General features: G+C 35.4%; 10 protein-coding genes and 1 pseudogene. 8 read left to right on the forward strand and 3 right to left on the reverse strand.

Features of this window, described 5'->3' with window-relative positions; translation table 11 throughout:
• The first annotated feature begins 70 nt into the window (after positions 1–70).
• From AC0L3Q_RS17315 to AC0L3Q_RS17345, 7 genes and pseudogenes are all read left to right on the forward strand, one after another.
• The gene (locus AC0L3Q_RS17315) at positions 71–2551 is read left to right on the forward strand and encodes a M14 family metallopeptidase (protein WP_473281376.1); all 2481 of its coding nucleotides are present in this window, start codon (positions 71–73) and stop codon (positions 2549–2551) included.
• Positions 2552–2612: 61 nt separating this feature from the next.
• Positions 2613–4739: pseudogene (locus tag AC0L3Q_RS17320) on the forward strand (M3 family metallopeptidase).
• A gap of 348 nt (positions 4740–5087) precedes the next feature.
• Positions 5088–5510, forward strand: coding sequence for a hypothetical protein (locus AC0L3Q_RS17325; RefSeq protein WP_473281378.1), 423 nt, complete (start codon positions 5088–5090; stop codon positions 5508–5510).
• A 529-nt stretch (positions 5511–6039) separates the two neighbouring features.
• Entirely contained in the window at positions 6040–6498 is a 459-nt protein-coding gene (locus tag AC0L3Q_RS17330) for a fibronectin type III domain-containing protein (protein ID WP_473281380.1), read from the forward strand.
• Between the two features lie 253 nt (positions 6499–6751).
• Positions 6752–7621 carry an AraC family transcriptional regulator gene (locus AC0L3Q_RS17335; protein WP_473281382.1) on the forward strand — a complete coding sequence of 290 codons (870 nt, stop codon included), beginning with the start codon at positions 6752–6754 and terminating at the stop codon, positions 7619–7621.
• Between the two features lie 108 nt (positions 7622–7729).
• Entirely contained in the window at positions 7730–8443 is a 714-nt protein-coding gene (locus AC0L3Q_RS17340; protein WP_473281384.1) for a pirin family protein, read from the forward strand.
• A gap of 11 nt (positions 8444–8454) precedes the next feature.
• Complete coding sequence (locus tag AC0L3Q_RS17345) at positions 8455–9084, forward strand: NAD(P)H-dependent oxidoreductase (RefSeq protein ID WP_473281386.1); 630 nt, start codon at positions 8455–8457, stop codon at positions 9082–9084.
• Between the two features lie 89 nt (positions 9085–9173).
• Here AC0L3Q_RS17345 and rimO read toward each other — a convergent pair whose 3' ends face one another.
• A complete protein-coding gene (rimO, locus tag AC0L3Q_RS17350; protein WP_473281388.1) occupies positions 9174–10475 on the reverse strand; it encodes a 30S ribosomal protein S12 methylthiotransferase RimO in 1302 nt (433 codons plus the stop codon).
• Positions 10476–10615: 140 nt separating this feature from the next.
• Between rimO and AC0L3Q_RS17355 the strand changes: the two genes are divergently transcribed.
• Entirely contained in the window at positions 10616–11710 is a 1095-nt protein-coding gene (locus AC0L3Q_RS17355; protein ID WP_473281391.1) for a serine hydrolase domain-containing protein, read from the forward strand.
• Between the two features lies 1 nt (position 11711).
• Here AC0L3Q_RS17355 and AC0L3Q_RS17360 read toward each other — a convergent pair whose 3' ends face one another.
• Together AC0L3Q_RS17360 and AC0L3Q_RS17365 are read right to left on the reverse strand one after the other, a co-directional pair.
• Entirely contained in the window at positions 11712–14273 is a 2562-nt protein-coding gene (locus tag AC0L3Q_RS17360) for a TonB-dependent receptor (RefSeq protein ID WP_473281393.1), read from the reverse strand.
• The gene (locus AC0L3Q_RS17365) at positions 14230–15144 is read right to left on the reverse strand and encodes a FecR family protein (protein WP_473281396.1); all 915 of its coding nucleotides are present in this window, start codon (positions 15142–15144) and stop codon (positions 14230–14232) included. Before AC0L3Q_RS17365 ends, AC0L3Q_RS17360 begins: the two co-directional genes overlap by 44 nt.
• Between the last annotated feature and the right edge of the window lie 41 nt (positions 15145–15185).

Below are 15185 nucleotides of genomic sequence, written 5' to 3' on the forward strand. Positions count from 1 at the left end.
ATTTTAGTTAATACAGATTATATCCTAAATTTAACTCGGTATTTTACAATTTCTAATTATCAAATCATCAATGAAAAAAACATTCTTCGCGCTATTTGTCGTTTCAGCATTAATAACTTACTCTCAAAATAAATTACAATCTCCAAAAGAGTTTCTTGGATACGAGATAGGAGAACAATTTACACGTCATGCTGATGTTGTAAATTACTTTCGACATGTTGCAGACAATTCTAATTTGGTTACTTTTCAATCGTATGGAAAAACCAATGAACGAAGAGCATTAGCCTATGCCATTGTATCGTCTCAAGAAAACCTGAATAATCTAGAAACTTTACGCAAAGATCATCTAAAAAACACCGGTATAGTTGAAGGTGTCTCCTCATCAAAAAAAGCTATTGTTTGGTTGAGTTATAATGTACATGGAAATGAAGCGTCGAGTACTGAAGCTGCAATGCAGACCATTTATGAATTGATTACTACTAAAACCGATTGGCTTCAAAACACAATAGTGATCATCGACCCTTGTATTAATCCCGATGGTCGTGATCGATATGTAAATTGGTATAATGAGGTAAAAGCAACCCCATACAACACCAATCAGGTAGCTGTAGAACATAACGAAAGATGGCCAGGAGGAAGACCTAATCACTATCTATTTGATCTGAACAGAGATTGGGCATGGGCTACACAAGTTGAAACACAACAGCGATTAAAGGTTTACAATCAATGGCTGCCTCATATACATGTAGATTTTCATGAGCAGGGGATCAACGAACCGTATTACTTTGCTCCAGCGGCAGAACCATTTCACGAAGTGATTACCCCATGGCAAAGAGATTTTCAGACACAAATTGGTAAGAATAATGCTAAGTATTTTGACGCAGAAGGATGGTTATTTTTTACCAGAGAACGTTTTGATTTGTTATATCCGAGTTATGGAGACACCTACCCTACTTTTATGGGGGCAATTGGTATGACCTATGAGCAGGCAGGACATGGTCGTGCAGGACTTGGGATACAAACTGATGAAGGGTTTGTACTTACTCTTAAGGATAGGGCGTTACACCATACCACCACGGGTCTATCCACCATCGAAATGGCGTCAAAAAATGCAGAACAACTAAACACCGAGTTCAAAAAGTTTTTTGCTAATACTAATTTCAAGTACAAAAGCTATGTCTTAACTGGTGAGCAAGATAAAATTCAAGCACTTACCAAACTTTTGGACAAACACCAAATAAAATATGGTTTCACCAATGCTACAAAAGTATCTGGTTTTAATTTCTATACAAACAACCAGAGCAGTATCAATGCGAGTGGCGCATTGGTAGTGAGCACCAATCAGCCTAAAGGCACTATGGTAAAAGTTCTTTTTGAGCCTAATGCAAAATTAAGTACCCCTCTTACTTATGACATTACCGCCTGGAGTATTCCCCATGCCTATGGTTTGAATGCAGTGGCTTCTACTTCATTCGTTCCTGCAAATGGTACTTCAAAACCACTCAATACTGCAAACACTACAAATACATCGGGTGCTGGGTATATTGCAAAATGGAATAGTATAGATGATGCTCAGTTTTTGGCTGATTTACTTCAAAAAAAGATTAAAGTACGATTTACGGAAAAAGACTTTTCAAATAATGGCAACGCATTTAAAAAAGGGAGCTTAATCATTACCAAAAGTGATAATAAAACGGTTGTCAACTATGATCAAATTGTTGTGGATATTGCCAATAAACACCAACGTAAGTTGCACGCAGCATCAACCAGTTTTGCCAATAAAGGTGTGGATTTTGGATCTCCTGATGTGAAACTAATCAACAATCAAAGAATTGCTTTATTAAAAGGTAAGTACACTTCTTCTTTGAGTTATGGAGCTATTTGGCATTTTTTCGAACAGCAATTAGAATTTCCGGTTACCTCAATAAACACAAATTACTTTAAAGATGTGGATTTGAGGCAATTTGATGTCTTGATTATGCCTAACGGGTATTACAACGGATACCTAGATAAAAGCACCCTTGCTAAAATCAAAAAATGGGTACAATCAGGAGGTAAAGTGATTGCAATTGCCAGTGCAGTAGATGCTTTTTCTAACCAAGATGGATTTGATCTCAAAAAGAACACATCTGAAGACAAGAAGGCGGAAACTACTGGTAACCTAATCCCTTATGATCAAAGAGAAAATGAAAGTGTAAAAGGCTTTATCACCGGAAGTATTTTTAAAACAAAAGTAGACACCTCTCATCCTATGGCTTTTGGATATGATGATACTTATTTTAGTCTAAAACTTGGAAGTTCTTCTTATCAATTACTACAAGATGGGTACAACATTTCATATATAGAAAAGCCAGAAAATGTTTCGGGATTTGCAGGAGAAGATGCATTAAAAACATTGGACAATTCCTTGGTTTTTGGCGAAGCTCGAATTGGTGACGGTAGTATGATCTATATGGTAGACGATCCTTTGTTTAGATCGTTCTGGGAAAATGGAAAGTTATTCTTTGTCAATGCTATTTTCTTTGCCAATAATAATAAATTTAGACTTTAACATATTATCAATTAAATATAACTCAATGAATATCCAACACATTCCTAAAAAAGCAGCATCGATGCTACTGCTAACCGCAGTATTGCTATCGAGTTGTGATAAAAAGAAGGAGACAGCAGAAAGCATGAAAACCGAAGAAACAAAAAATCTCTTATTAGAAGAGTGGACTGGAGATTATGGAGGTACTCCTGCCTTTGATAAAATGAAGGTAGCTGATATCAAACCCGCCCTTGAAAAAGGAATGGAAATCAATCTACAGGAAATCGAAAAAATAGCGAACAACACAGAGCCTCCAACCTTCAAAAACACCATTGAAGCTATGGAACGTTCTGGTCAAGAATTAAGTAGAGCTTTTACTTATTACGGTATTCTAAGCAGTAATATGTCCTCTACAGAATTTAGAGAGGTACAAAAAGAAATGGCTCCAAAAATATCTGATTTCAGATCTAAAATTTCGCAAAACGAGAAATTATTTCAAAGAATCAAAGCGGTATACGAAAGCTCACAAAAGACACCTTTGGAAGCAGATCAACAGAGAGTGGTACAACTGGTATACGAGCAGTTTGCTATGAATGGAGCAGAACTAGACGCCGAAAAGAAAAAAGGTATGCCGAAATTAATAAAGAATTGTCTGGACTATATACTAATTTCTCTAATAATATTTTGGCAGATGAGGAAGGGTATGTTACCTATCTTACCAAGGATCAACTTAGTGGATTATCAGAGCCTTTGATTAAGGCGTATGCCAAAGCAGCTACAGATCGTGGTGAAGAAGGTAAATACGCGGTTACAAATACCAGATCGTCTATGGATCCTTTTTTAACCTACTCAGACGAACGAGACCTCAGAGAGAAAGTATGGAAAAATTACTACTCTAGAGGAGACAATGGAGATGATCATGATAACAATGAAAATATTTCTAAAATTCTTAAACTTAGAAAAGAACGCGTAGGCCTTTTGGGATATGACAATTATGCCGATTGGAGATTACAAAACAGAATGGCCAAAAATCCAGAAAATGCAATGACGCTTATGAATGCCGTTTGGCCTGCTTCGATTGCACGTGTAAAAGAAGAAGTAGCAGATATGCAAGCCGTTGCCGATGCTAATGGGGATAAGATTACTATTGAACCTTGGGACTACCGCTACTATGCCGAAAAAGTGCGTAAAAAAATACGACCTAGACTCAGACGAGGTAAAACAATATTTACAATTAGATAAACTACGTGAAGCCATGTTCTTTGTGGCTGGAGAGTTGTTTAATTTCAAATTCTCAGAAATCGCAGAAGGAAAAGTTCCTGTTTTTCATCCTGATGTAAAAGTTTGGGAAGTAAATGACAAGACTACAGGAGAACACATTGGATTATGGTATTTGGATCCATTTGCAAGAAAAGGAAAACGTTCTGGTGCCTGGGCGACTACTTATAGAAGCCACACGACCTTTGATGGTAAAAAGACAGTTCTTGGATCGAACAACTCCAATTTTGTAAAACCCGCTCCCGGCGAGCCTGTTTTGGTATCTTGGGATGATGCAGAAACATTTTTCCATGAGTTTGGTCATGCACTACATTTCTTTGCCTCCGAAGTGAGATATCCTACACTAAATGGTGGAGTTAGAGATTATACAGAATTTCAATCTCAGTTACTAGAAAGATGGTTATCTACAGACAAAGTGATTGATAATTACTTGATGCATTACAAGACGGGAGAGCCTATCCCAAAAGCATTAGTAGAGAAAATTAAAAAAGCAGCAACTTTTAATCAAGGTTTTGCTACTACAGAATATTTAGCATCTGCCTTAATGGATATGAAATTTCATCTTGCAGATCCATCTAATATTGATGTAGATAAATTTGAAAGAGAAACTCTAGCCGAACTAAAAATGCCTAAAGAATTGGTGATGCGTCATCGCACTCCTCATTTTGGACATGTTTTTTCTGGAGAAGGATATGCAACAGCTTACTATGGCTATATGTGGGCAGATGTACTTACGTCTGATGCTGCCGAAGCATTTGCAGAAGCTCCAGAAGGATTTTATGACAAAGAAGTAGCCGATAAATTAGTTAAATATTTATTCGCTCCAAGAAATGCTATGGATCCTGCTGAAGCTTATAGAAAGTTTAGAGGTCGTGATGCAAATATAGAGGCATTGATGAAGGACAGAGGTTTTCCGGTTCCTAAGTCTTAAAACTCATATACAAATTGTAAAGCCGAAACTATTTGTTTCGGCTTTTTTTATATTTACCAAAACAAGATCAATTTGACATATGAATGATACGGTACGACTCGAGTCGGAAAAAATAATAAACACTATTGACCAACTTGAAAAAGAGTTGCCGATCGATTTCCAAATTCGAACCTAAGAAAGATATGTCTTCAGTTTTTGACCATTGCCCAGCAAAGTCAACATAATATTCACTGGATATCGAGGCCCAATATTTCGTTACGATTTTTTTCCTACCTTATTATACTAATAGGTATAGCCGGGTTACTGTATAGTATTACGTTAATTGACCTCAAAATTGAAAATACCACATTGGCTAATGTGGTCACCGTCTCTGAGGCTATTTTCAATGACATCATACTTGTAGGTGCAGCTATTTTCTTTTTAGTGTCTTTAGAATCCCGCCTTAAAACCAGGAAAGCTTTAAAATCTCTAAATGAACTTAGAGTAATTGCTCATGTTATCGATATGCACCAGCTTACCAAAGATCCTTATGTAAATGATAATCCAGAATCTGCTACCGAACATTCTCCAAAACGAACACTTACCAAGTTTGAGTTACAACGATATCTGGACTACTGTTCCGAAGCAACCGCTTTGGTAGGAAAAGTAGCCGCACTATATTCTCAAAGTTTACCAGAAGAAGCCGTAGTAAGCGCAGTAAATGAGATAGAAACACTGACAACAGGATTAAGTAGAAAGATTTGGCAAAAACTAATCATTCTGAACAATTAATAAGCATTTCAAAACCACGAACGATACACAGTTACATTTTTATTAAACCCAAGTGTAAAATTTGTTTTATTGAACCCCCATTACACGATAAATTTTAGGTAAAAAACACCGTATTTCTGTGTTGTTTTTTATCAAGTACACATTCCTTTTAATCAAAACAATTTATACAAATAAAGAAATACAGTCGGTTTTGAATAATTATCATTAAATTCAATATTTCATTGAAAAAACAATAATTTAAACCTCAAAAAAGGCTCCAATATTAAACTATTGTTAATTTTAATCCTTTTTGCGTTTTTTTCAAGTTGTCTATTTTTTATTAAAATGAAGCTTTTTTAATCATATTTTTAATATCGTCAAGAGAACCATTATCGTTTTCTAATTCCTATCAATTTTCTTATAAAAATACTTCAATTTACAATTTGATCGCAAAACATTAGCCACAATTTCAAAGGGTATTTTGAATACTATTTTTAGATAATTTTGTCCCCGATTTCAAAAACAAAAACTAAACGAAAAAATCTCAATCATGTTAAAAAAATTACCCATTCTACTAGCTGCTATTTCTGTATTCATCTCATGCGAAACAGAAGATTTTGATATTGCACCTTTGCAAACTGATCAAACAAATACAGAAGAAACAGATACTATTGGTGTTGATCCAAATAATGAAGATGTAACCGATTTATGTATCGTACCACAAAGGCTTACTGCTGGAGAAGTTACTACAGAAAAAGTAAATGTAACTTGGGATGCTGAAAATTCTCAAAGTCTTACATGGGAAATCCGATATGCTGAGAAGCCAGTATCATTAGATGACACATTTACAGCTATCATTAACGATTCTGAATTGATATCAACTCAAACAAATACAGTAACTATCAACAACCTAAAATCTTCTACAGAGTACATCGTGATTGTAAGAACTAAATGTTCTGACACAGAATTTAGCAAGTGGAGTAGTTCTTTATTAATCACAACTTTATAATACAATACTACAGTACTATTTGAATTAGCCAAAAAAAATATAAGTAGTATACACATAAAAAGGAGGTCAATATTGACCTCCTTTCACATTTAATAGTATTTCGTTACTATTCTTACAGTCCTTACTAGGATGATCATGACCTCATCATTTTTACAAGAACAAACATTTCCTTATACAAATAACATACTCCTAACAATCAACAAAGCAAAAAACGCGTATCTTGAAACTAAATTTTTGTTTCATTTTTATATTTATGACGCAACCTTCATCTATCCCAACATACGAGCTTATTGATCACTCCAATAATAAACTCTTATTTAATATCCGGAGAATGGAGGATATTTATGATCAACAAAAAGGAAATACCGATCAACCACATCGTCATGATTTTTACACCATAATTTTCGCAAAAAAAGCTTCTGGTATTCATCTTATCGATTTTAATGAATATCAACTCTCCGATAACCTTATTTTTTTCGTAAGTCCCGGACAAGTACACCAAATTATAGAAAAAGAGCAATCCAATGGATGGGTTATTACTTTCTCAAGAGAATTTCTGGAAGAGAATCATATCGACTATTGTTTTATAGAAGACATTAACTTATTTACTGATTACGGGCAATCGCCCCCATTACCTCTTGATGAACAAGAAATTGATATTTTGAATCAGTACAGCCATCAGATGCTAACTACCTTAAGCTCGGAAACCAAATTTAAGATGTCTGCGATAGGAGCTCTTTTGAAACTTTTTCTAATCACCTGTAACAACATATGTACTTTGGAACAAAAAAATCCACAACAGGTACATGCCGGCACCACTATCCTTAAAGCCTATAAAAATCTGGTCGAAAATCATTTTTCTGAATGGCACAAGGTACATCAATATGCAGAAGAGTTACATGTTACTCCCGATCATTTGAACCGCACTATTAAGCTTTTAATTAGTAAAACCGCCAAAGAATACTTGCAATCCAGAATCATAATTGCAGCCAAGAGAATGCTGTACTTCTCGGATCTTACCACCAAAGAAATTTCATATGAATTAGGATTTTCTGAACCTTCTAACTTCAGCAATTTTTTCAAGAAAATCACCGGTATATCTCCTTCTCAATATGGAAAATAGGATATATATCGGATTTTTATATGCCTATCCAGTGTTCTCGCATTTCTTCTTTACTATAGTATCACCAACTTTGTACTGCAAACTAATTTATAAAAGAAAGGTGACACAATGAAAACAACATTGCACAAAGCAGAAACAAGAGGAAAAGCAAATCATGGATGGTTGAATTCCTACCACTCTTTTAGTTTTGCTAATTACTACAATCCCGAACGAACCAACTTTGGAGCACTACGTGTTCTTAATGATGACACTGTAGCTCCAGGAATGGGTTTTGGGAAACACCCTCACGACAATATGGAAATTATTTCTATTCCATTAGAAGGCGATCTCGAACATCAGGATAGCATGGGGAATACTACGGTGATCAAAGAAGGAGACATTCAGGTGATGAGTGCAGGAACCGGTGTTTTCCATAGCGAATACAATAAAAACAAAGACAAAGAGGTCAAGTTTCTTCAAATTTGGGTGTTTCCAGACAAAAAAAACGTAGCCCCCAGATATGATCAAATAACACTTGATCAAAGGAATTTACAAGGAAACTTACAACAGATTCTCTCTCCCAACAAAGATGATCAAGGGGTATGGATACATCAAAACGCCTGGTTTCATATGGGGACTTTTGAAAAAGGAGATACTTTTTCATATCCTCTTAAAAATGGAGAAAACGGAGTTTATGTTTTTGTTTTGGAAGGAGATATAACCGTAGAAGGAGAACAGCTAAATCAACGCGATGGATACGGTATTTGGGATACGGATCAAGTTGAATTCCAATCCAACAGCACATCAAAATTATTACTAATAGAAGTACCAATGTCTATTTAAAACATATTAACATGCAACTAGTAGAAAATTTAAAATGGCGTTATGCCACAAAAAAGTTTGATGATACTAAAAAAGTTTCAGCAACAGACCTTGACAATATAAAAGAAGCTATTTCATTATCTGCTTCATCTTATGGACTACAAGCCTATAAGGTATTGATCATAGAGGACTTGGAATTACGAAAGAAGTTACAACCGGCATCTTGGGGGCAATCACAAATAGTAGATGCTTCACATTTGATTGTATTTTGCAACTACACCAAAGTACAACCTGAAGTAATCGACGAATACTTAAAGTTGAAAGCAGATACTCAAGGATTAAATGTTGACGACCTATCTGGATATGGAGATTTTATGAAATCCAAAATAGGTAGTTTACCAGAAGATGTTGTCAAAGCCTGGACTGCAAAACAGACCTATATTGGACTTGGAAATTTACTTGCCGCCTGTGCCGAACTAAAAATTGACGCTTGTCCTATGGAAGGTTTTGAGGCCGAACAATACGAACAAATCTTAGGGCTGGAAGAAAAAGGATTATCGGCAGCAGTAATCGCAACTATAGGATATCGCTCTAGTGAAGATGGTACACAAAACAGCAAAAAAGTACGCAAACCGATAAGTGAATTGTTTGAGGTACTATAATCTCATTTCATATAAATATCAAATAAAAAGAAGCTCAAAAAAGAGCTTCTTTTTATTTACAAGATATATTTTGATAAGGAACAAGAAGATTAAACGATCTCACCGTATAAATCAAAATCTTCGGCTTCATAAATTTTAACCGTAGCAAACTCTCCTACCTTTAGATATTGTTTTGAAGCATCAATGAGCACTTCATTATCAACATCAGGAGAATCAAACTCTGTTCTTCCTACAAAGTAATTTCCTTCTTTACGATCTACGACAATTTTGAATTCCTGTCCTATCTTTTGTTGATTTAACTCCCAGGAAATCTGAGACTGAATTTCCATAATTGCGTTCGCCCTTTCCATTTTCACTTCTTCCGGGACATCATCTTCAAGCGAATACGCATGGGTATTTTCTTCATGCGAATAGGTAAAACAACCCAGGCGTTCAAAACGCATTTCTTTCACCCAATCTCTTAGGGTTTCAAAGTCTTCTTGGGTCTCTCCCGGATACCCTACGATAAGCGTTGTTCTTATAGCCATTTCTGGAACTGCCGTTCTAAATTCTTGCAGCAGTTTGGTGGTTTTGGCTTTGGTAGTGCCTCTACGCATGGATTTTAGTATCGGATCCGCAATATGCTGTAACGGAATATCGATATAATTACAAATCTTAGGTTCTTGCTTCATTACCTCAAGAACTTCCATCGGGAAACCAGTTGGAAAAGCATAATGCAAACGAATCCATTCGATTCCTTCTACCTTAACCAACACTTTAAGCAAATCGGCTAACTTTCGTTCTTTATATAAATCCAAACCGTAATAGGTAAGGTCTTGAGCGATCAAAATCAGCTCTTTTACTCCATCTGCTGCCAGTTTTTCGGTCTCTATTACCAGATCCTCAATTGGAGTAGACTTATGCTTTCCTCTCATCAAAGGGATCGCACAAAAAGAACAAGGACGATCACATCCTTCAGCAATTTTGAGATACGCATAGTTTTTTGGCGTTGTGGTAAGCCGCTCCCCTATCAACTCGTGTTTGTAATCTGCACCAAGTGCTTTTAACAGACCGGGCAATTCGGTAGTTCCGAAATATTGATCTACATCTGGAATTTCCTCTTCTAGATCGGGTTTGTATCTTTCTGAAAGACAACCAGTAACAAACACTTTATCAACAACTCCATCTTCTTTTTTCTGCACATACTCCAAAATCGTATTTACAGATTCTTCTTTGGCATTTGCAATAAAACCACAAGTATTGATCACCACAATATTTCCTTCCTCTTCATGAACTACTTCTTTGTTGTTTGCTTTTAGTTGACCCATCAACACTTCACTATCATATACATTCTTGCTACAACCAAGTGTTACAACATTGATCTTATTCTTTTTTAATGTCTTTGTTCTCATATCTTTCAGATAAAGGTGTGCAAAGATACAATGATTAAACCAAGTTTGAATACAAATTGGAGCACAATATGTTAAAGATTATTAGGCTAATTAAACCTTTTGTATATTACTGAGTCCAAATCTACAAACATTACTACCCTATGAAAAAGGTCTACCTATTATTAGCCTTGGTTGGTTTTGGTATACTATCATGTTCTGAAGATGATAATACCAGCGAGCTCCCGCCAGATTCTCCGGATTTAAGTCAAATGTATTTTCCGCCAGTTACCACCCAGGAATGGGAAAAAGCTTCCATATCTGATTTGGGATGGAATGGAGATGAAGAACAGTCTTTGTATGACTTTTTAGAAAATAACAACACCAAAGCTTTCATTATTTTGAAAAACGGAAGGATTGTTGTCGAAAAATACTTTAATGGTGGTTCTGCTTCTGAAAATTACCCCTGGTATTCTGCAGGAAAAACCTTAACTGCCACCCTCACCGGGATTGCTCAGCAAGAGGGGCTTTTACAAATTGATGAACCCTCTTCGTTATATCTGGGAAGTGGGTGGGCCAATATTACAGACACTCAAGAATCACAAATCAGCATCCGAAATCATTTGACCATGACTACTGGCTTGGATTATAATGTTGTGAACACCAATTGCACAGATGCAGATTGCCTTACTTATTTGAATGAGGCAGGAACATTTTGGTACTATCACAACGCTGCATATACTTTGCTCACCGATATTGTTTCTTCGGCTGTAAATACGAGTTACAATAATTACTTTAATTCAAAAATAGGTAGTCCTATTGGTATGGATGGTACCTGGCTTCGATTAGGATATGCTCATGTATTTTACAGTACAGCAAGGAGCATGGCAAGATTTGGACTATTGAGCCTAAATGAAGGTAGCTGGGAGAATACCAACATTCTGACTGACACTCAATATTTTGAAGACATGACTTCAATATCCCAAGACTTGAACGCTGCCTACGGTTATCTGTGGTGGCTTAACGGATCATCCAGCTACAGAGTCCCTGCTTCTGAAACTCAGTTCAACGGAGAACTTATTCCTGATGCTCCGCAGGACTTAATTGCAGGCTTGGGTAAAGATGACCAGAAACTCTACGTAGTCCCTAGTCAAAATCTAGTTATTGTACGTTTGGGCGACAATGCAGGTGCATCATTTCTTGGCCCTTCTAGCTTTGATAATGAACTATGGCAAAAAATTAATTTACTGATTAACTAGATCAAAAAGATATACGAAACACCGCATTTGGAGTTAATCGCAAAGCGTTTTTTGTCATTTCCAACGGAATATTTTGATCATTCAGCCTGTAGTAGTTTCCAATAACGTTTCGGTTGTTTGTCAAATTCCATATAGACGCACCTGCATGGGCTTTAATATTCTTAGTTAACTGAAAATCATATATGGCAGATATATCAAAACGAAAGTAGTTTTTAAGGCGATCAGCATTAGCTTCTCCAAAATCAATATTTCCATCCAAAACCGGATCTGCTGTCAAAGGTTGAGTAGTTGGCAAACCAGAGTTCCAGTTGATCCCTGCCGACAACTTAAACCCTCTTAAAGCATAAGAACTCCCAAAGGTAATGGCATGAGTAATATCCGTATTGTTAGGAAAATTAGTATCTTCAAAAGTATTGAAGGTATAATTATTATCTGCAAAACTATAACTTAACCAAGCGCTTATATTTTCAAAACGCTTATTAACCAGTACATCCAATCCACTTACGGCATAATCCCCTATTCCTCTTTGAAACTCGAATTTATTTTGAAATCCCTGACTTCTCGCTGTGATATCATTAACTTTTTTGTAATACGTTTCTCCGGCAATCAACCATCCTTTTTTATTATACTGTAGGCCAATAGAAACTTGATTACTGGTTACAATAGGAATTTCTTCTTCATCACTTAAAAACCATCTCCTGTTTTCTATCCCTAAAAAATCGTTCTGAAAATTGATGATTTGAGAACTTGTTTGATGTTTCATTTCACCCAAAATCTCGAGACTCCAATATGAATTTAGTTTTTGATTATAGCTTAATCTAGGTTCGATAATATGTTTATTAAATTTATCTATAAAACTATATCGAACTCCTAAATGTATAGTTTTAGATTTCTGTTGGGGTTTGTAAATTAATTCAGAGAAAACACCATGATTTCTAACCACCCTAACCTCCTGATCAACAAAAATAGGCGTATCAATATCATTCAAATTTGTAATTCCTGTTTCTACAAACTGATATCCGTTTAATAAGGATAAATTTTGATTTAGCTTGTATATAGTTTTAAGAGTAACACCAGTTTCGGAAACCACATTTTTTTGCAAAAATCTTTGGGTTTGTAGGAGATTCACATCGGTTGCTTTTAACTCATAGTTTGTCTCATACAATTGAATTGACGATTCGAATTTATCACTCCACTTTCTATGATACCATATTCCACCAGCGATACTGTTTTGAGATATATTACTCTGCCTAGAAGCCTCTATATTATTGATTGTAGCGTTTTCTGAAAACACTAAATCATTATTGATCAGCAAAAAATTGAGTCTTACCTTGTCATTTTCAGAAATATGATAATTCCATCTCAGATTTGTATCGTAAAAATCGAATTCAAAATCAGAATTCATCACATTTTGATCATTATTATCCAATTCATTATCCTGTGCAATACGATCAAAATACCTAGAATAGGTTGGTGTTTCGTAGAGATTACTGATGGATTTTCTGGCGGAAATTTGTAACGAGGATTTCTTACCTGTAGGAATATCAATAAAGCCATCTACATTAATCAAGTTAGCTCCAAATCCAAAAGAAAGTGTGTCATTGATATTTTTCTGAGAATTCATAACAATAGTACTAGATACTGCTCCGGAATGTTCGGGTGAAGTTCCATTCTTTAGCAAGGAAGCTTTTGCGGTAATATTGGGATTAAATACTGAAATCAAACCGAAAAAATGTCCAGACTGATACATTTTGATCCCATCCCATAGAATAAGGTTTTGATCATGAGTTCCTCCTCTTACATTAATGTTAGACACCGTTTCATCTACACTTTGGACACCTGGCAAAGCTTGAATGGTTTGTAGAACATCTGCTTCTATGAGCCCTGGTAAGCTTCCAAAATTAGAATAATCGATTGTTAACGCTCCAGTATCAGTTTTCCCTATTCCTTTTGTAATATAGTTTTTAAGAATAACTTCTTGCAGGTTAAATGTTTGAGGAGTCAAAAGTATCTCCTCGCAATTTTCATCCTGTTTTTGATCTGGTACAAAATTTAATGGTTGATATCCTATATGATTAATTAAGAAAACTACATTACTCACACTTACTTCGATTTGAAAAAAGCCATTTTCGTTACTTATGGTAGATCGTTGTGTTCCTATAATTTCGGCTCCTTCTATTCCTTTTCCCGTCTCGATATCTCGTATTTGTCCACAAATTGTAATTAAAGATGTACGGTCTTTATTAACGGAAACAAACGTTTGATTAATAATTGTAAATGTAAGATTAGTATTTGCTTTTAAATAACTTAATGTTTCCTCAAAAGAAAGGTTTTCAGCAGGTGGTACCAAACGAACACCTTCAATAATTTCATTGGCAAAGGTAAATCTGTACTCAAATCTCTTTTCTAAGACAGTAAATACAGTAGAGAGTGGTTCTGTATTACTATCCTCCTGGCCACTGATTATAAAACTCCCTAAAAAAAACAATAGAACCCCAAGGCAAAATATATTTGCAGTATTATTCCTTGGCCGTTTTGAGTGTAATTGTACCTTTTTTATCAATAGAATAGATTAAATCTAAAGGTAAAGTTATTGATTTTAAACCATCTTCTAAATCATTATGGACAAAACCACCTGTAAATATTCGATTAACGTCAACATTTTCTAGAGAAAAGGTTACTTCGTATTGTCTTTCAAACTCTTTTAAAACCTCTTCAAAAGTAACACTATCAAAGACACTGATATTATTTGTCCAATCCGGGGATACTTCTTCAATTTCTTCAAACTTGGTTTTTCCTTTGATCATTGTAAAAGTACTACCAGCTCTAATGTTAAGGTCCAAATCTCCACTTTTTAGTCTAATCAAACCTTTATAACAAGTAACTTCCAGATAACCTTCTCTGTTTTTGATATTAAATTCGGTCCCTAGTACAGTAACAATTCCTGACGGTGTTACTACGTCAAACCTTTTTCCTTTTCCTACTTTAAAAAAAGCTTCACCCTCTAACTCTACCATCCGTTCTGCGCTCCATTTCCCAGGTTTGTAGGTAACAGACGATCCTGAGTTCAACATTATGGAGGATCCATCGGGGAGTTCAATATTTTCTTTTTCACCGATTTCAGTTTCCACGGTATTACTTCTCGACAAAAAGAAAACGCTTCCTATACCAATAAATAACGCCAGGACAGCGGCGATATTCAAAACACGATCGTATCTGAAATTTTTGAATTTCCTTTTTCTCTTTTCTAATTTTGCTTTTGACAGAAAAACATCTGCAGCAGGAATAGTTGTATGATCTGAAGCCTTAAATGATTTTGCTCCTTTCATTACTCTGACATGAGAGTCATAATCATCCAACTCCTTAAAAGCCTGAAGCTCTTCTGGTGTTAATTCATCTGCCAACCACTTTTTAATAAGATACTCTCTATCCATATCAAAATCTCTTTCTTTTTATAATATAACAACTAAGTTCT

It is taken from the genome of Aquimarina sp. KJ22-3, from assembly GCF_055808215.1.